This is a genomic window from Ruegeria sp. AD91A, assembly GCF_003443535.1.
In the GTDB taxonomy this organism is placed as follows: domain Bacteria; phylum Pseudomonadota; class Alphaproteobacteria; order Rhodobacterales; family Rhodobacteraceae; genus Ruegeria.
Window position 1 is genome coordinate 769,672 of the sequence record NZ_CP031946.1, and the last position, 17,966, is coordinate 787,637.

Annotated in this window: 20 protein-coding genes and 1 tRNA gene; 8 read left to right on the forward strand and 13 right to left on the reverse strand. The window is 58.8% G+C overall.

Annotated features, from left to right (window positions below):
* Position 1: 1 nt before the first annotated feature.
* The 8 genes from D1823_RS03880 to D1823_RS03915 all read right to left on the reverse strand — a co-directional run bounded on the left by D1823_RS03880 (position 2) and on the right by D1823_RS03915 (position 5,358).
* The gene (locus D1823_RS03880; RefSeq protein WP_117868699.1) at positions 2–1,081 is read right to left on the reverse strand and encodes a 2'-deoxycytidine 5'-triphosphate deaminase; all 1,080 of its coding nucleotides are present in this window, start codon (positions 1,079–1,081) and stop codon (positions 2–4) included.
* Positions 1,082–1,142: 61 nt separating this feature from the next.
* Positions 1,143–1,219 (reverse strand) — tRNA-Pro (locus D1823_RS03885).
* Between the two features lie 61 nt (positions 1,220–1,280).
* Positions 1,281–1,886 carry a MerR family transcriptional regulator gene (locus D1823_RS03890; protein WP_117868700.1) on the reverse strand — a complete coding sequence of 202 codons (606 nt, stop codon included), beginning with the start codon at positions 1,884–1,886 and terminating at the stop codon, positions 1,281–1,283.
* 18 nt (positions 1,887–1,904) lie between these two features.
* Positions 1,905–2,207 (reverse strand): integration host factor subunit alpha, encoded by a 303-nt coding sequence (gene ihfA / locus D1823_RS03895; protein WP_117868701.1) that lies wholly within the window; start codon positions 2,205–2,207, stop codon positions 1,905–1,907.
* A gap of 96 nt (positions 2,208–2,303) precedes the next feature.
* Complete coding sequence (locus D1823_RS03900) at positions 2,304–3,275, reverse strand: beta-ketoacyl-ACP synthase III (RefSeq protein WP_117868702.1); 972 nt, start codon at positions 3,273–3,275, stop codon at positions 2,304–2,306.
* A 21-nt stretch (positions 3,276–3,296) separates the two neighbouring features.
* Complete coding sequence (plsX, locus tag D1823_RS03905) at positions 3,297–4,385, reverse strand: phosphate acyltransferase PlsX (protein WP_117868703.1); 1,089 nt, start codon at positions 4,383–4,385, stop codon at positions 3,297–3,299.
* A 24-nt stretch (positions 4,386–4,409) separates the two neighbouring features.
* The gene (rpmF, locus tag D1823_RS03910; protein WP_008756996.1) at positions 4,410–4,616 is read right to left on the reverse strand and encodes a 50S ribosomal protein L32; all 207 of its coding nucleotides are present in this window, start codon (positions 4,614–4,616) and stop codon (positions 4,410–4,412) included.
* A gap of 205 nt (positions 4,617–4,821) precedes the next feature.
* On the reverse strand, positions 4,822–5,358 hold the full coding sequence (locus D1823_RS03915) for a DUF177 domain-containing protein (RefSeq protein ID WP_117868704.1): 537 nt from the start codon (positions 5,356–5,358) through the stop codon (positions 4,822–4,824).
* Positions 5,359–5,443: 85 nt separating this feature from the next.
* On the opposite strand from D1823_RS03915, the gene D1823_RS03920 reads away from it, so the two are divergent.
* From D1823_RS03920 to D1823_RS03930, 3 genes are all read left to right on the forward strand, one after another.
* A complete protein-coding gene (locus D1823_RS03920; RefSeq protein WP_117868705.1) occupies positions 5,444–5,917 on the forward strand; it encodes an outer membrane protein assembly factor BamE in 474 nt (157 codons plus the stop codon).
* Between the two features lie 100 nt (positions 5,918–6,017).
* On the forward strand, positions 6,018–6,758 hold the full coding sequence (locus D1823_RS03925; RefSeq protein ID WP_117868706.1) for a GNAT family N-acetyltransferase: 741 nt from the start codon (positions 6,018–6,020) through the stop codon (positions 6,756–6,758).
* Positions 6,759–6,826: 68 nt separating this feature from the next.
* Positions 6,827–8,635 carry an ABC-F family ATP-binding cassette domain-containing protein gene (locus D1823_RS03930; RefSeq protein WP_117868707.1) on the forward strand — a complete coding sequence of 603 codons (1,809 nt, stop codon included), beginning with the start codon at positions 6,827–6,829 and terminating at the stop codon, positions 8,633–8,635.
* 448 nt (positions 8,636–9,083) lie between these two features.
* Here the strand turns inward: D1823_RS03930 and D1823_RS03940 are convergent, their stop codons facing one another.
* A complete protein-coding gene (locus D1823_RS03940) occupies positions 9,084–9,638 on the reverse strand; it encodes a sugar O-acetyltransferase (RefSeq protein ID WP_117868708.1) in 555 nt (184 codons plus the stop codon).
* Between the two features lie 10 nt (positions 9,639–9,648).
* Entirely contained in the window at positions 9,649–10,404 is a 756-nt protein-coding gene (locus D1823_RS03945; RefSeq protein WP_117868709.1) for a 3-hydroxyacyl-CoA dehydrogenase, read from the reverse strand.
* A gap of 222 nt (positions 10,405–10,626) precedes the next feature.
* Between D1823_RS03945 and D1823_RS21835 the strand changes: the two genes are divergently transcribed.
* Positions 10,627–11,469, forward strand: coding sequence for a hypothetical protein (locus D1823_RS21835; protein WP_162896759.1), 843 nt, complete (start codon positions 10,627–10,629; stop codon positions 11,467–11,469).
* Between the two features lie 75 nt (positions 11,470–11,544).
* Here D1823_RS21835 and tyrS read toward each other — a convergent pair whose 3' ends face one another.
* Entirely contained in the window at positions 11,545–12,792 is a 1,248-nt protein-coding gene (gene tyrS / locus D1823_RS03955) for a tyrosine--tRNA ligase (RefSeq protein WP_117868710.1), read from the reverse strand.
* Positions 12,793–13,097: 305 nt separating this feature from the next.
* On the opposite strand from tyrS, the gene D1823_RS03960 reads away from it, so the two are divergent.
* The 3 genes from D1823_RS03960 (at position 13,098) to D1823_RS03970 (ending at position 15,013) form a co-directional block, all read left to right on the forward strand.
* A complete protein-coding gene (locus D1823_RS03960; protein ID WP_371415304.1) occupies positions 13,098–14,171 on the forward strand; it encodes an anhydro-N-acetylmuramic acid kinase in 1,074 nt (357 codons plus the stop codon).
* Positions 14,172–14,250: 79 nt separating this feature from the next.
* Entirely contained in the window at positions 14,251–14,541 is a 291-nt protein-coding gene (locus tag D1823_RS03965) for a hypothetical protein (protein ID WP_117868712.1), read from the forward strand.
* A gap of 10 nt (positions 14,542–14,551) precedes the next feature.
* The gene (locus D1823_RS03970; protein WP_117868713.1) at positions 14,552–15,013 is read left to right on the forward strand and encodes a hypothetical protein; all 462 of its coding nucleotides are present in this window, start codon (positions 14,552–14,554) and stop codon (positions 15,011–15,013) included.
* A 162-nt stretch (positions 15,014–15,175) separates the two neighbouring features.
* Here the strand turns inward: D1823_RS03970 and D1823_RS03975 are convergent, their stop codons facing one another.
* Entirely contained in the window at positions 15,176–15,943 is a 768-nt protein-coding gene (locus D1823_RS03975) for an extensin family protein (RefSeq protein WP_117868714.1), read from the reverse strand.
* A 97-nt stretch (positions 15,944–16,040) separates the two neighbouring features.
* The gene (locus tag D1823_RS03980; protein ID WP_117868715.1) at positions 16,041–16,460 is read right to left on the reverse strand and encodes a cupin domain-containing protein; all 420 of its coding nucleotides are present in this window, start codon (positions 16,458–16,460) and stop codon (positions 16,041–16,043) included.
* A gap of 85 nt (positions 16,461–16,545) precedes the next feature.
* Here D1823_RS03980 and D1823_RS03985 point away from each other — a divergent pair, with 85 nt between their 5' ends.
* Positions 16,546–17,964, forward strand: coding sequence for a YdiU family protein (locus D1823_RS03985; RefSeq protein ID WP_117872709.1), 1,419 nt, complete (start codon positions 16,546–16,548; stop codon positions 17,962–17,964).
* The last annotated feature ends 2 nt before the right edge of the window (positions 17,965–17,966 follow it).

Below are 17,966 nucleotides of genomic sequence, written 5' to 3' on the forward strand. Positions count from 1 at the left end.
ATTAGCCAACAGCTTTGAAGTGCTTTGACAGTTTCAGGCCCTGACCCTGATAGTTCGAGGCAATGCCCGCACCATATAGTTGCGTCGGCATCTCCGTCATTTTCTCATAGACCAGACGTCCGACGATCTGCCCGTGCTCCAGCACGAATGGCGCTTCGTGGCAGCGCACCTCAAGCACGCCACGGGACCCGGCACCCCCGGCAGCGGCATGGCCAAAACCAGGATCAAAGAAGCCTGCATAGTGCACTCTGAACTCACCAACCATCGCCAGATAGGGTGCCATTTCAGCCGCGTACAATGGTGGAATATGCACCGCCTCGCGACTGACAAGGATATAGAACGCGCCGGGGTCCAGGATGATGCAACCATCCTTGGTCCGGACCTCTTCCCAATAGTCCTGCGGGTCGTATTCACCGATTCGATCCAGATCGATCACCCCGGTGTGCGGTTTGGCGCGATAGCCGACGAGATCGGTATCAGGCAGTTGCAGGTCGACCGAAAAGCCCAGACCGTCCTGAATGACCGCAGGTCCGTCCACCAGCGGAGATTCGGCATGTAAGGATCTCAGTTCGGCATCTGACAACACGGCCTGGCCCTGTCGGAAACGAATTTGGTTCAGGCGCATCCCGGGACGAACCAGAACCGAGAAGGAGCGCGGGCAGATTTCGGCATAAAGCGGGCCTGTGTACCCTGCGGGCACCCGGTCAAACTCGGTGCCGCCATCGGTGATGGTCCGTGTCAGAAGATCGAGCCGCCCGGTCGAGCTTTTGGCGTTGGCCACAGCGCTCATGTTGTCGGGCAGGGCAAGCGATTCCATCAGGGGCACCAGATAGACGCAGCCTTTTTCCAGAACCGCACCGGCCGAGATGTCGATGCGGTGCATCTCAAACTCTCCCAACCGGTCCGTGACAGTCCGGCCTTCGCCCGCAAGGAACGAGGCACGTACTCGATAAGCCACTGTTCCCAGACGCAAATCAAGGCTGGCGGGTTGAATCTGCGCAGACAGAACCTCTGGGTCGGCTGTGATCTCACCGCGCGAGATCATCGCCTCTAGCTGTTGGTTCGGGCAAACACCTGTCATCTCGATCCCCCCTGGTGCCAGAGCGGGATCTGGCCTGTATGCCATAAACGTCGGTGTAATTTGGTCGGGCTAGCAGGACTCGAACCTGCGACCTTCCGTCCCCCAGACGGACGCGCTACCAGGCTGCGCCATAGCCCGACGTTGGGGTGTTCATAAAGATTTTCCCGGCAGGGGCAAGAGGAAAACAATGCCTTTTGTCCTAACCCGTCGCCTGTGTTTCGACACGGTCCAGCCAGCGGCGCAGGTCTTTCGCAATCGGAGCAATGCGCCGCAACAGGTCATCATCAAAATCTGTCTGTTTCCACGCAAGCGACGCGATTCCACCCATCAAAGGTGCGGCATCAAGTTCGGGCTCTGGTTCCGGCTGTGCCGCAGAAGATGTACGCGCGTTGGCCTGCGGGCCTTCTTTCTCCGAATGCTCGGACGGTTCGCCCAGATCCATACGAATCTGCTTCTTGGCGGTTGCAGGCTTAGGTTCAAACGGTACCACGGTGTCCTGGACGGGCTCAATCGGGGCGGGGACGGGGTCGTCCAGAGACGGGGACAGCGCCGCGACATGTGCGACGCCCTGTTCGCGCAGGATACGCTGGACGCCTTTTATCGTAATACCGTCTTCGTGGAGAAGTTTCTTGATTCCTCCCAACAGACGCATGTCGTTGGGGCGATAATACCTGCGTCCACCTGCGCGTTTGACTGGTTTTACCTGAGTGAATCGGCTTTCCCAGAATCGCAGAACATGAGCCTGAACACCGAGCCAGTCCGCAACTTCACTTATGGTGCGAAAGGCATCGGGGGACTTACTCATAACCTGGACGTCCTGAACTTACTTACGGTTCCCGGCGGCGACGCGATCTTTCATCAGATGCGACGGACGGAAGGTCAGTACACGGCGCGGCTGAATTGGCACTTCCTCGCCGGTTTTAGGATTGCGACCGACACGTGCCGTCTTGTCCCGAACACTAAAGGTGCCGAAAGACGAAATCTTCACCTGCTCGCCGCTTACCAATGCATCGGACATATGGTTCAGAACGCTTTCAACCAGCTGCGCACTTTCGTTTCGTGACAGACCTACCTCACGAAAGACAGCTTCGCTCAGATCCATTCGAGTCAGTGTTTTGTCGCCCATGCCATTTCCCCTGTTGCTGTAGAAGCATATGGGTATGGCAAATTCGCTGTCAATATCAATGAATTGCGGGCGGCTGTGTAAGCTGGTTTGCGCCGGTTACCAGCGCAGAACTACCGCGCCCCAGGCCAGACCGCCGCCAATGGCTTCGGTCACGATCAGATCGCCGGTTTTGATCTGTCCGCGTTGCTTGCCCACGGACAGGGCCAATGGGATGGATGCGGCCGACGTGTTTCCGTGATCCTGAACGGTCACAACCACGTTTTCCATTGGCAGGTTCATTTTCTTGGCCGTGCCCTGAATGATGCGGATGTTGGCCTGATGCGGCACGATCCAATCCACGTCCGAGCTACTCAGCCCCGCTCGTTCCAACGCTGTTTCCGCTGTTTTCGTAAGCTTTTCAACGGCATGACGGAAGACCTGATTGCCCTGCATGCGCAGGTGCCCGGTGGATTGGGTCGAAACGCCCCCGTCGACATAAAGGAGGTCTTTGAAACGCCCGTCTGAATTCAGGTCGGTTGCCAGAATACCGCGATCATCCGCAGTGCCTGTGCCGTCCTGCGCTTCCAGCACCAGAGCACCGGCGCCATCACCGAACAGCACACAGGTGGACCGGTCGGTCCAGTCCATGATCCGCGAGAATGTTTCCGCTCCGATTACCAGCACGCGATTGGCCTGACCGGAAACAATCAGCGCATTTGCGTTGGAAAGGGCAAAAACGAATCCTGCACAAACAGCCTGAACATCAAAAGCAAAGCCCTTGGTCATGCCCAACCGTGCCTGAACCATGGTGGCAGCCGAAGGAAAGGTCAGATCCGCTGTTGAAGTCGCCAGAACGATTGCATCAATATCATCCGCCGTCAGACCTGCGTCAGCCAGCGCGGCTTCTGCGGCCTTGGTGGCCAGATCGGATGTCGTCTCGTCTTCGGCAGCAAAGTGGCGGCGTTCGATCCCCGAGCGGGTCTTGATCCATTCGTCGGTCGTGTCCAGGGTTTTCTCAAACTCGGAATTGGGAACAACGCGTTCGGGCAAATAATGCCCGACACCTGCTACAACTGAACGGCCTGCCATTTTAGGGTACTGCCTTTTTTGTTATTTATCTGTTTGCGGCGCTGATTGCGCGGCATCTTGTGCAAGCTGGGCAGTGGATGCAACCCGCGCAGCCAATTTTTCGGAAAAGCCGGACTGCGCCAGAGTGAAGGCCAGTTTGATTGCAGCTGACACGCCTGTCGCGTCAGCGCCACCGTGGGATTTCACCACGGTTCCGTTCAGCCCCAGAAAGACGCCACCATTCACGCGCCGCGGGTCGATCCGTTTCTTCAAACGGTTCAGCGACGTGATAGCCAGAATCGAGGCCAATCGGGATAGGGGAGAGTACTTGAAGGCCTGACGCAACAGGTCCCCGATCAGGCTTGCCGTTCCTTCGCCGGTTTTGATCGCAACGTTGCCGGTAAACCCATCGGTTACAATGACATCCGCTTTGTCACCCGGGATGTCGCTGCCTTCGACGAACCCTACAAAGTCGAAATTCGCCTGCTCCGCGAATTCCGCAATCATTGAATGCGCTTCTTTCAGTTCGGCACGCCCTTTGTGCTCTTCGGTGCCGACATTCAGCAGTCCGATCCGGGGGCGGCCCAAGGCCATACCGTTACGTGCATAGGACGCGCCCATCAGCGCGTATTGCAGCAAATCCTTGGCGTCGGCGCGCACATCAGCGCCGACGTCCAGCATTACGTTGAACCCTTGAGGGTTGCGCGAGGGCCACAGTATCGCGATGGCCGGTCGATTCACGCCCGGCAGTTTGCGCAGGCGCATCATCGACAGGGCCATCAACGCACCGGTATTGCCGCAGGAAACCGCGCCATGGGCTTCGCCTTGGCGTACCGCTTCCAGCGTGGACCACATCGAGGTCTCTTTGCCGTTGCGCACAACCTGACTGGGTTTGTCTTCCATCGTGACCACGCCGGGGCAATCACGAAAAACGACGCGCCCCTCAAGGACACGCCGTTTGGCGACAAGCTTGCGCAATACCTGTTCGGGCCCGTGTAACAAGAACCTGATATCCGGGTTCTTGTCGGCCGATTTCGCAAGACCGGCAACAACGACCGAGGGACCCGCGTCCCCACCCATAGCGTCGACCGAGATGGTGATCCGTCCGGCGTGCGTGGGCTGTTCAGTCATGCCTTGGTCTGCACTCGATCAGGCTTAGGCTGCGTCTTCGTCCAGATCGATTTCGTCGGCCTGAGCGACGACTTCGCGATCATCATAGTGGCCGCAGGATGCGCAAACGTGGTGCGGGCGCTTCAGCTCGCCGCAGTTCGGGCATTCGTTCGGGTTTGCAGCAACCAGAGCGTCGTGTGCGCGGCGGTTGTTGCGACGCGACTTGGAAACTTTGTTCTGTTGGACGGCCATGGTCTCAACCTTTGTCTGACTAGGGGTCGCAGAATCGCTGCCGACCCGGGTTTCGTAGTTCGTTTATCGTGGTTTGACGCGCGTTTAGGCGACGAGCCCCGCAATGTCCAACCCAAAATCCGATGAGCGCGCGAAAATACTGCGATTCTCGGTATGTTCAAGCGATTTTTCTGACCGCCTGCTATGACAGGAAATCTGTCATCTGTCACTCGTCTTTTTTGAGTGCGTCGCGCAATTCCGCCAATCCGGCAAAGGGTTTGACGTCTTCGTCGGTCATCGCCTGTTTTCCGGGTTCGGTAAAGTCTGCCTGTCCCAGTTCAGCCCCGTCCTTGCGCGGGTATTGTGGCAGGGCCAGTGACAGCGCCTCGACCATTACCCGGGCCGGGTCGATCTCGGCACCCAGAGGCTCTGATTCGTCATCTTCGGGAATTTCGAACTCCGGTTCGTCCGGATCGTTCCAATCGGCCAGAAATGTGCGATGCACAGGAATGTCGATCCGGGTTGTTACCGGCTCGAGCGTCACGATACAGGGTTGGATCACGGTTGCACCGAGTTTGCCGTTCAGAACCCAGTCGCGCTTGCCCCGGGCCTGCACGTCGCCAGAGAAACTGAGCTTGCGCAGTCCCAGCAGTCCCAGGTCCTGTCTGATCTCATCCAAAGCAGCGGCCGCAGGGCGCAGATCAAAGGATGTCGGGGCGTTCTGGGGCAGGTCAGCCACCCGAAGTGATGTAACGTTGCTCATTCGAGAGCCTTTCTATGTGTTGAACCGTGGCAGCGGTTTCTGTAATCGGATAGAAGCCGCAAGAGGCCAAGGCAAGAGGGTGCGCATGTTGAAGGTAGTGAACCGGTTGAAACCAGCGACGAAATCGCTTGTGTTTGTTGCCTGTCTGGCTGCGGCCGGGGCTTGTACGCCCATCTTCAAGAATCACGGATACGTGCCGCCAGCCGAAGAGTTGGCCGAAATCAAAGTGGGCGTGGATACGCGTGACAGTGTGGAAGAAGCCATCGGGGCACCGGGTGCGTCAGGTGTGGTGCGGGATTCGGGTTATTACTATGTCCGCTCGCGGGTGCGTCACTACGGCCCGAAACGGCCCGAAGTGGTGGCACGCGAACTGGTCGCCATCAGCTTTGATCAGCGCGGTGTCGTCAGCAATATCGAACGCTTTGGTCTGGAAGACGGCATCGTGATTCCGCTGGAACGCCGTGTCACCGATTCCAACGTTCAGGACAAAGGCTTCCTGCGTCAGCTGTTGGGCAATATCGGCAACTTCAACCCGGCCAATATTCCCGGCGCCAACTAATCTGCGCCAGAGCCTTGCGATGGTCACAAGGCAGTCACATGTCTTGTGCTAACGGTGTCGTGCTGGCACCTGTGGGTCGGCACCCGTGGAGGACGCGACCGTGGCGACGGCAGTTTTGTTGAGCAAAGGGCGCTATCGCGCCCGTCTGGCGCAATCATCTGAGGATATCAGGGCCGCACAAAACCTGCGAACACTGGCGTTCGACACCCGGCAACTGGACAGTGACGCATTCGACACACGATGCAGTCATATCCTGGTTGAGGATATGCGGTCTGCCGGGCGGTTGGTCTGTTGCTTTCGGATGCTGACAATGGATCATGGCCGCGAAATCGGACGCAGCTATTCAGCACAGTTTTACGACCTGAGTTCGCTGGAAGGGTTCAGTGGCCGTATGGTCGAGATGGGCAGGTTCTGCGTTCACCCGAACCAAATCGATCCCGACATTCTGCGTGTCGCGTGGGGGGCAATGACATCCTACGTCGACCACAACAACGTCGAGATGTTGTTTGGATGTTCCTCATTTGCCGGAACCGAGACAGAACAGTATCTGGATGCCTTTGCGATGCTCAAACACCGCCATCTTGCCCCGAAACGGTGGCTGCCGCGGGTAAAGGCTCCGGATGTGTTTCGCTTTGCTACGCGTCTGCGGCGCAGGCCGGATACGAAAAAGGCCATGCTGCGGATGCCACCGCTGTTGCGGACCTATCTGATGATGGGCGGCTGGGTCAGCGACCATGCAGTGGTGGACCGCCAAATGAACACGCTGCACGTTTTCACAGGGGTGGAAATCGGGGCAATTCCGCCGGCGCGTAAACGCCTGTTGCGAACGGTGGCCGACTAGCCCGAGTATTTCTGAAAAGGTGAAGACGGGGCGTTGACGCAGTGCGACTGCCGGTTTAGCTGGCAGGCATGGCGAGAATTCCTTTGTTGCAGATGTCCGGCATTTCCCTGACCTTCGGGGGCGATCCGGTGTTCTCCGAGCTTGATCTGGTGGTTCAGCCAGGTGACCGCGTGGCGCTGGTTGGGCGCAACGGGTCGGGCAAGTCTACGTTGATGAAAGTGATGGCCGGTCTGGTCGAGGCTGATCGCGGCGAAATCGTTGTGCCGCCCGGAAAATCCGTGGGTTACATGGAACAAGACCCGACGATGGAGGGCTTTGCCACATTGGGCGATTATGCGTCCAGCGGGTTGGAGCCAGGCGAACTCTACAAGGTTGAACGGGCAGGCGAGGGGCTGAAATTCGACCCTTCACGCGCAATTGAGACGGCCTCGGGTGGAGAGCGGCGGCGCGCGGCATTGGCCAAACTGATGGCCGAAGCGCCGGATCTGATGCTGCTGGACGAACCCACCAACCATCTGGATATCGAAGCCATCGCGTGGGTGGAGCGCGAGCTTGGGTCAACACGTGCGGCTTTTGTGCTGATCTCGCACGACCGGGCCTTTTTGCGCGCACTGACACGGGCGACTCTCTGGATTGATCGGGGCGCTGTCCGACGGCAGGAGCAAGGTTTTGATGCGTTTGAAACCTGGCGGGACAAGATCTGGGAAGAAGAAGACCAGCAGCGTCACAAGCTGAACCGTCTTATCAAGTCCGAGGCCAAATGGGCGGTTGAGGGTATCAGCGCACGGCGCAAACGCAATCAGGGCAGGGTGCGGGCCCTTCAGGCGCTGCGTGCCGAAAAGGCGGCACAGATCAAGCGTCAGGGTTCCGCTGCGATGGCGCTGGAGGCCGGTCCAAAATCGGGCCGCAAGGTGATCGAGGCCAAAGGATTGGCCAAAGGGTTCGGCGACCAGCAGATCGTTCGGAATTTTGATCTGCTGGTGCAGCGCGGTGATCGTGTGGCTTTTGTCGGACCGAACGGGGTTGGCAAGACGACGCTGCTGAAGATGCTTCTTGGGCAGGTGCAGCCGGACGAAGGCTCGGTGTCGCTGGGCACCAATCTTGAGATCGCGGTGTTCGATCAGACCCGTGCGCAACTGGACCCCGAGATGAGCTTGTGGGACAGCCTGACCGGCGACCCCGATATGCGGGTCTCAGGCAAGGCCGATCAGGTGATGGTTGGCGGGCAGCCCAAACATGTCGTGGGATATCTCAAGGAATTCCTGTTTGATGAGCAGCAGGCAAGAGCGGCTGTCAAGTCCTTGTCAGGTGGAGAAAAGGCGCGATTGCTGCTGGCCAAGTTGATGGCGAAGTCGTCCAACCTTCTGGTGCTGGACGAACCGACCAACGATTTGGATGTCGAAACGCTGGACCTGTTGCAGGAGCTGCTGGACGACTACGACGGCACGGTTCTGCTGGTCAGCCACGACCGCGATTTCCTCGACCGGGTGGCCACAACGACAATTGCGATGGAGGGGAATGGTCGCGCTACGGTCTATGCCGGAGGGTGGTCGGATTATATCGCGCAACGTGGTGATGTACCCGAAAAAAAGGAAGAAAAAGCAAAAGCTTCGAAGCCAAAAATCAAGCAGGAAACGAAGCAGAAGCCCGGCCTGTCGTTCTCGGAAAAGCACCGGCTGGAAAAGCTGCCTGCCGAGATTGAACGGCTGGAGGCCGAGATTGCAAAGCTCGAAGAACTGATGTCCGACCCCGAATTGTTCACCCGCGAACCGGTCAAGTTCCAGAAAGCGACCGAGGCGCTGGTTGAGCGGCAGGAAAAGCTTTCGGCGTCTGAAGAGGAATGGCTGACGCTGGAAGAGAAAGCTGAGGCGAAGTGAACGCAATCTGTGTTTGCCTTAAGGGGCAACGTTCAAAAAGTTGTACAAAACCGGAACCACGCAATTGCTCTGGTTTTGCAGCGGAATCGATTAACCTATCCGCGTCATCTCGTTCAGCGTAAACCGGCTACAGCCCCTTCGATTGCTTCCATGCAAGAGGCGAAATGAAGCGCGGTCATATGCGTCTGTCATGGTTCGCGAATCTGCCAGTTTTCATTGAGCACAAAAATACCTGGATTGGTTGTATCCACATGCAGGTCGTGTTGGATGCATCCTTCTTCCGGACAGGCGATGGGGCTGACTCTTTCGATTTCAGCGCGTTCAAGAACTTCCTTGTCTGGTTGGGCGACTCCCCGTGGGGCGCAGTGACCCGGCGCTGCCTGACCGAAAAAGAGGCAGGCGCCGCGCCCCGGGATCAAGGCTCCGGCGGATAGGGGAAAGAACAGGGTTATCGGAGGGGCCGTATAGGCCGGGCAGGGTTTCCGACGACGGTCTCGCCGACCGGAACGTCTTTTGTCACCACACTACCGGCTCCGATGATGGCGTTGTCGCCGATCGTAACGCCCGGCATGATGATCGCACCGCCACCAATCCAGACGTTTTCGCCGATAATGACAGGGTGGGCGACTTCAAGGCCCCGAGCGCGTGAGGCAGGGTCTTTCGCGTGTTCGGCGCAATAGATCTGCACCGCAGGCCCAAGCATCGTGTCGTTCCCAATCGTCACCGGCGCGGTATCGAGCACGACGCAGCCTGCGTTGAAAAACACTCGATCCCCCAAAGACAGGTTTATTCCGTAGGCACAGTGAAATGGGGCCTCAAGAAAGCAATCCTCACCAACACCAGCAAAAAGTGCTGCCAGTTCCAGCGCGATGGCCCCACGGTCATCCGGCGGACACGTGTTATGGGCATGAACGGCACGACGCGCTTCGGCACGAAGCGCATCCAGTTCCGGGTCAAGGCAGCAATACCACTCGCCCGCTTCCATTTTTTGTCGCTCGGTCATGAGCCCCGGTTTAGCGCATACGCAGGGCGCCGTCGATGCGGATGACCTCACCATTCAGATACCCCATCTCAACGATGAACCCAGCCAGTCGTCCGTATTCATGCGGGTCGCCCAGGCGGGCAGGGTTCGGGACGTCGGCGGCAAGCTGTTGTTGCACCTCTTCGGGCAGACCCGCCAGCATCGGGGTCATGAAAATGCCCGGCGCGATGGTCATGACCCGAATGCCGGTCGAGGCCAGATCGCGGGCCATCGGCAGCGTCATGCCCACGACGCCTCCTTTGGAGGCCGCGTAGGCCGCCTGACCCTTTTGCCCGTCAAACGCGGCGATCGAGGCGGTGTTGATGATCACCCCGCGTGCTCCATCTGGTTCGGGGTCATTCTTTGCCATCTCGGCAGCGGCCAGCCGGGATACGTTGAATGTGCCAACCAGATTGATGTCGATCGTACGCTGGAACGCATCCAAGGGGTGGGGGCCATCCTTGCCAACAGTCTTGATGCCATAGGCGATACCTGCACAATTCACCGTCGCAGTGATCTTGCCCATCTTTTCCATGCCATGGCGTATGGCGGCAGCCACCGACTGCTCGTCAGTCACATCCGTCTGCACGAAATGCCCGCCGATCTCGGCGGCAACCTTTGCGCCGCGGTCCGCATCACGATCCAAAATGGTGACCTGCGCGCCTTTCGAGGTGAAGTGGCGGGCCGTGGCTTCGCCCAGACCGGACGCGCCGCCGGTGATGAGGGCTGCAGTGGTGGACAGCTGCATGGTGAACTCCTCCCATGGATATGAACACTTGTTCAATAACTGCATTTTGGGACCAGTGTCCACATATTTGAGAAAGAGGGATATTGGTTGGCGGGCCAGATCATTCGCCCCGATGCCCTGGCAGATCCTCAAGACAACTTAATCCCAACTTCACGAAAACGCGCCTGTTCGTGAACGAAGAACTCAGCGCCGTTGTGTGTTTTTTCACCAGGAGGATCTATTATGGTTAAGAGTACGAAGCAAATATTGGGTGCAGCTATCGCTGTTCCTGTTTTTGGAATGGTGATGATCGGCAGTGCTGTTGCCGCATCGGAAACTTGCAACTGGAAAACGGCCCGAAATCTCGCCAACGCCGGCGACTATGCCAGTTTGTGCGATTGTGTGCAGGTGACCCCGAGTTTTCTGGACAGGCTTCAAAAGCGGTCCGATTTTGAGACAACTTTGAGTGTAACCGGGGCGCAATGCCCGGGGCTGGCCGCGTTGCTGACGGATTTGCCGACGGCAAGCTTGTCTGGTTCGGCGGAAAACCGGGGTGAAAACCGCGGCTCTGAACTAGGTGGGTCTGAATTTGCCGACGCTGGTAGTGCACCCGGCGGTGAATCCGGTGGTGGCGGAGGTGAGTTTGGAGGTGGCGCTGACACTGGTGGCGGTGGAGGTAACTCCGGCGGTGGCGGTGGTCAGTCCGGCGGCGGCGGAGGTGAATCCGGCGGTGGCGGTGGTGAGTCCGGTGGCGGCGGAGGTGAATCCGGCGGTGGCGGTGGCGAGTCCGGTGGCGGCGGAGGTGAATCCGGCGGTGGCGGAGGCGAGTCCGGTGGCGGCGGAGGTGAATCCGGCGGCGGCGGAGGTGAATCCGGCGGTGGCGGTGGTGAGTCCGGTGGCGGCGGAAGTGAATCCGGCGGCGGTGAAGGCAAAGGTGGGAAAGGCAACGGCGGCAAAGGCGGTGGCAAGGGCAATAACGGCCACGGCAATGGCGGCGAGGGCAGCAGCCCGGGTCGCGGCAATAACGCCAACGATGATGAAGGCGGCGACCGGCCCGGTCGCGGCGGAGGAAAAGACCGCAGATAAGCACAGATTGCCGAATGAAAAACGGCCACCCGTTTGGGTGGCCGTTTAAATTTTGTGCTTTTCAGACTTGCCGAGTTAGCCCAGTTGAGCCAGCGCGTGGCGCTTTTTCCCCGCGCTCAGCTTGATGGGCGAGGACAATGCACCTGCGTCGATCATCAGCCCGGCATCGGTCAGCGGCGCGTCATCCAGCTTGGCGCCGTTCTCGGCGATCAGGCGCTTGGCCTCCTTGCCGGACTTAGCCAGACCCGTTTTCACGATCAACTGGACGATAGAGATCGGTAAGTCTGCTTCCGATAGCGTCAGGGTCGGCAGATCATCTCCGACTCCGCCTTTTTCGAACACTTCGCGGGCAGTGGCTTCGGCGTTCGCCGCAGCCTGCGCACCGTGGGCCAGAGTCGTCACCTCATTGGCAAGACGGATCTTGGCCTCGTTGATCTCGGACCCTTTCAGCGCGCCCAGGCGATCGCACTCGTCCACCGGTATTTCGGTGTAGAGCTTCAGGAACCGCCCGACATCAGCGTCGGTGGTATTGCGCCAGAATTGCCAGAACTCATAAGGCGAACGCATGTCTGCGTTCAACCAAACCGCGCCGTCCTGAGATTTACCCATTTTCTTGCCGTCGCTGGTGGTCAGCAGGGGCGAGGTCAGGCCGTAGATCTCGTGATCCAGCACGCGACGGGTCAGGTCGATCCCGTTGACGATGTTACCCCACTGGTCGCTGCCGCCCATCTGCAGAACGCAGCCATAGCGGCGGTTCAGCTCAAGGAAGTCATAGGCCTGCAGGATCATGTAGTTGAATTCAAGGAAGCTGAGCGATTGCTCGCGATCCAACCTAGATTTCACCGATTCAAAGCTTAGCATCCGGTTGACCGAAAAATGCCGCCCGATGTCTCGCAGGAAATCGAGGTAATTCAGGTTGTCCAGCCATTCCTCATTGTTCAGCATCAGAGCCTTATTCTCGGCCTCAGAGTCATAGTCGATAAAGGCCGAGAACACCTTTTTGATGCCCGCGATATTCTCATTGATCTGTTCGGGGCCCAGCAGCGGGCGTTCATCCGCGCGGAACGAAGGGTCGCCCACCTTGGTGGTGCCGCCGCCCATCAAAGTGATCGGCTGGTGGCCGGTTTTCTGGAACCAGCGCAGCATCATGATCTGGATCAGGCTGCCCACATGCAACGATTTGGCCGTTGCATCAAAGCCGATATAGGCCGGTTTGCACCCACTGATCAGCGCGTCGTCAAGGCCCTGATAATCGGTGCAGTCGGCGAGAAAGCCGCGCTCGATCATCGTGGCGATGAAATCCGATTTGGGGTGGTAGGTCATATCGTGCCCTTTGGGTTAATGTTGCGGGGCACTGTATAGGCGGCAGCGCAGGAGAGGAAAAGCCACCTTTTCACCTCAGGTGCGGGGTGTGGTCGAGGGTGTCGATCCAGACACGCGCCCTGAGAAAAAAACTGCCGGGCCGGTGCAGAACGCTTGCCTTTGCGACCCAACAGAAGGCACGTTGGCCGGGCTGCAACCCAAAGGTGAAATTCCGGACCTGGACGCGGCGAATGACACAGCCAATTCAGGAGGCAGGCTTGGGCCAGACCATCAGGAAACACGGAAAGGTCCGAGCTTTGGGCGCGATGTCCGGCACGTCGATGGACGGGGTTGACGCGGCGGTGGTGGAAACCGATGGACATTCGATTTACGGGTTTGGGGAAAGCGGATATCGCGCATATTCGGATGCGGAACGCGATGTTTTGCGGGCGGCCCTGCGGCAGTGGCACGGACCTCAGGTCGATGCGGCGGCCGAGATGGTGACAATCGCCCATGCCGAAGCACTGTCCGAGTTCGAGGACGTGGATCTGATCGGCTTTCACGGACAGACGCTGGCGCATGAGCCGCGCGGGCGCGGAACGTTTCAGGTCGGTGACGGGCTGGGGTTGGCGCAGGCGCTTGGGCGTCCGGTGGTCTGGGATTTCCGCAGCGATGATGTGGCGATGGGGGGCGAGGGGGCTCCGCTTGCGCCTTTCTTTCACTTTGCCTGTGCCAAATGGTTCGGCGCGGACCGGCCGTTGTGCTTCCTGAACCTGGGCGGGGTCGGCAACCTGACCTATGTGGACCCGACGTTCGAAGGCCCCGAAGCGCCCGGTGCGCTGCTGGCATTTGATACAGGACCGGCCAATGCACCGGTCGATGATCTGATGCAGGCCCGTCTGGGGCTTCCCATGGACCGGGACGGGGCATTAGCCCGAGATGGCACAGTCGAGATGGGCGCGCTTGAACTGTTTTTGGCCGAGCCGTATTTTTCCCGCATGCCGCCGAAATCCTTGGATCGGAACGATTTTTCGGAAATGATCGGTTTGGTCAAGGAACTCAATGACGCTGACGCGGTGGCGACTCTGACCGGTATGTGCGCCGCAGCTGTGGTGCAGGGGATGGAGCACTGTCCGAAACCCCCGTCCTGTGTGTTGGTCACCGGAGGCGGCAGGCGCAACCCGGTGTTGATGGAGATGTTGCGCGTGTCGCTGGATTGCCCGGTCGAAACGGTTGAGGCGGTGGGGCTGGACGGCGACATGCTTGAGGCGCAGGCGTTTGCCTATCTGGCGGTGCGCGTTGCTCGGGGGTTGCCGACCTCTTGCCCCGGAACCACTGGCGTTAAGGCGCTTGTTGGTGGCGGGGTCGTAAGTTCGGTGTCTATGGACCCGGTTGGATAACGTGATCCGGAAAACAGTTCAAAAAAACAAATCTTTGTGCAACCGTTACCTCGAACCCATGCAGTGAGGGTAAGGCACTATGGCGACCAAAGCAGAGCTTGAATCCGAGTTGGAGAAGCTACGGGAACGAAACGCGTCGTTGGAGGCGCAGGTCGAAAAGGATCCGGAACCCAAAGAGCCGCCAGAGCGGGTCAAATCATCGGATGAAATCCGGAAACTTCTGGAAGACCACGGAATCGATCTGAGCCAGGTTCAATCCTTGGGCAATGACGTTGTCGAGGAGTTTGGTCGGTTGCAGAAAGACTATCCGATCACGGCGTTGCTGATTGCATTTTCACTGGGTTACGTCGTCGGGCGTGCGCAGGGTTAGGAGACCGGTTATGAGCAGACTGAGCAAAAATCTGGTTACGATCTATCGGACCGAACGTTTGATTGCACGCCGCCGCCTTGGAGTGGTTCAGCAACAGACGATATTGATGGGCATTGCGGGCATCGCGGCATTGTCGGCGGTGGTGCTTTTGAATGTTTCCTTGTTCTTGGCGCTCCAGAGTTCGATGCCACCAGCCTCGGCGGCGGCGTTGTTGGCCTTTGGAAACCTTATTTTCGCTGGGCTTCTGGTGCTGGTTGCAAAACGCAGCAATGTCGAGGACGAAGTCGCCCCGGCCGTCGAGGTGCGCGATATGGCCATAGCGGACATTGAAGACGAATTGGAAGAGATGACCGCAGAGGCACGAGAGGTTGTTCAGGCGGTCAAAAGCATTGGATCAAATCCTTTGGGGTCCGCAGCGACGCTGTTGGTGCCTCTGATCAATGTATTGATCAAAAGCCGAAGCGACAAATAGGGGCGTCCGTCCTGACGCGCTGATGCTGATCCCTGAGATATGGCCAGTTGAAACGAGGAGTTTGTGGGCTTGGCGGGTTTGTACTGAATGATGCCGACCCTTGGTGAGCGCGCCAAGGGTCGGGGTATCCGCGATGCGGAAAAACTTAACCAAGTCAAAGGTTCATCGGCAAACCGGGCCGCTGCTGCGGCGCGCGGTGTCCAGATGGAAATGCCCTTTATGATAGCGATCGGCATCCGGGCCGAGCACGGTTCCGAACACGCCGCAGGCGCCACTGTGCAACTCTCGCAAAACAGCGCCCTGGTCGTTGTTCCATCCGTCCCGAACTGTGATCTGGGTTCCGTCCCGTAGAACGAAGGTTGATATGTCGATCGCCTTTCCGCGCGCATGTTCCGAGATGCGTGCACGCGGCTGGTTGTTCTGGGTCTTGCAGGCATAATGGCCGACGATCCGCATCCCCTTCAGCCCGCCGCCCAAATTGGCAAAGGCTGGCTTGGCCGTGTTTTCGATCCATGTTTTCAGCGTGACCGCCGTCTGGCAATCCATCAAAGAGAATTGGCTGAGTGCGATGTCAGAGATCCTGTAAACCCGAACCGGGTTCGTGATCCCGCATCCGCGGGCCTTTCCGGCGACGGGCTTGCGTGTTTCGCCCAGAATGGTCCAGTCACCACACACGGCGCCCCGTTCCAACATTCGTTCACGACCCACTTCGAATTGCCGGAACTTGCAGGGCCGCAGGGCAGGACGCTTTGAAACCAGCACCGCAGGTTCCACTGTCACGGCCGGGCCAGCATCCTCAGCCGTTTCTTCCCAGGTCGGCTCTGGCACAGTCAGATCGGATGAAAGACGGGCCTTGGCGCAAGCGGGCTCTGCGCCTGCGAAGGCTGCGCTTTGACAAAAGAACAAGACAGACAGCAGAACCTGCTTCATTCTCACTCGTTACTCCGTCGCTTGTGGCTACGTGTACAGAATGATCAATGGGCAACTGTCTGTAAACTCACCTTTTCAGAGATCCTATTGTGAACAGTTACGCCTTGGGGATATCGAAGCCCGGCGCGGCCAGTTCGAACCCCTCGAACTGGAAACCGGGCGAGACCGTGCAACTGACCAGCGTGTAATCACCTGTGCTGCGGGCGGCTTGCCAATGGCCTTCCGGGACGATCAGTTGTGGCGCGCCAGCGGAAAGATCTGGTGTCAGCACATGTTCGGTGGTGGGGCCCTGGTCGTTTGCGCTGAGCGACAGGACAAGCGGCGCGCCGGCATGGTACAGCCAGATCTCGGTCGCATCGACACGGTGCCAGTGGCTGCTTTCGCCAGCCTGCAACAGGAAGTAGATGCAGGTGCCGGTGGGGCGGCCTTCGTTTTCAGCGCGCCATGTCTCGGCGTACCAGCCACCTTCAGGATGGCGTTGCAGGTTCAGGCGGTCGATAACCTCTTGTGCAGTCATGTGGTCCCTCGTGTTTGGGTGCGATTATGCACGGGCAGGCGTGATCCGCTATGGTATTCATGCGCTCGAGGGATATGTTTACGAAATGACCCTGAAAATCCCCTTCGATAACTCCTATGCCCGACTGCCGGATGCGTTCTTTGCGCGGCAGTCACCGATTCCCGTGCGCGCGCCAAGGATGATTGCGTTCAACGATGATCTGGCCAAGTTGCTGCGGATTTCGCCCGGAGACGTTGAGGACATGACCGAAGCCTTTGCGGGAAACAGTATTCCCGAAGGTGCCGAGCCCATCGCTCAGCTTTATTCCGGGCATCAGTTCGGGCAGTACAACCCGCAACTGGGCGACGGGCGTGCGGTGCTGCTGGGCGAGACTGTCGGAACGGACGGGGTGCGCCGGGATATTCAACTGAAAGGTTCGGGTCCTACACCGTTTTCCCGCCGGGGCGATGGCCGGGCCTGGCTGGGGCCTGTTCTGCGGGAATATGTGGTATCCGAGGCAATGCATGCGCTGGGCGTTTCGACCACACGCGCTCTGGCAGCTGTGGAAACCGGTGAGACCGTCTTTCGCGAAGGTCCGATGCCCGGAGCGGTCCTGACCCGGGTTGCATCCAGCCATCTGCGGGTGGGGACCTTCCAGGTTTTTGCAGCGCGTGGGCAAATGGACAGCCTGAAGCGCCTGACGGACTACGCCATTGCCCGGCATTACCCCAAGGCAGAAGGTCCCATGGGCCTGCTGCGTTCGGTGCGGGATGCTCAGGCCAGTTTGATTGCAAAATGGATGAGCGTGGGGTTCATCCATGGGGTGATGAATACCGACAACTGCTCGATCGCGGGCGAGACAATTGATTATGGCCCATGTGCGTTCATGGATACGTATCACCCCAACACCGTCTACAGCTCGATTGACCGGATGGGGCGTTATGCTTATTCGAACCAGCCCGATATCGCGGTGTGGAACCTCGCGCAGTTGGCAACGTCATTGATCCAGCAGATGGACGACAAAGAGGCCGCCGTGGAAGAGGCGACCGAGATCGTCCACGCGATGCCGGATCTTCTGCAACAGAATTGGTTGTCCCGGTTCCGGGCGAAGATCGGACTGGCATCTGCGGACGAGGGCGATCAGGAACTGATCACCGACCTTCTGAAGCTTATGGCCGAGGGGCAGGCGGACTTCACCAATACCTTCCGGGCGCTGGGCGGTTGCAAGGCGCGGGATCAGTTCCTTGCCCCGGAAGCGTTTGACAATTGGGAAGCGGGTTGGCGCATGCGGTTAGAGCGCGAAGCAGCGCCGCTGGATGTGATGACCGCTGCAAACCCTGCATTCATTCCGCGCAATCACCGGGTCGAACAGATGATCCAGGCAGCCGTACAGGGAGATTACGCACCGTTCGACCGGTTGAACGCCGTCCTGGCGCGGCCTTACGAGGATCAGGGTGATGCGGAAGACCTGAGGCGTCCTCCGGCCGAAAATGAGGTGGTCCATGCGACGTTTTGCGGGACGTGACG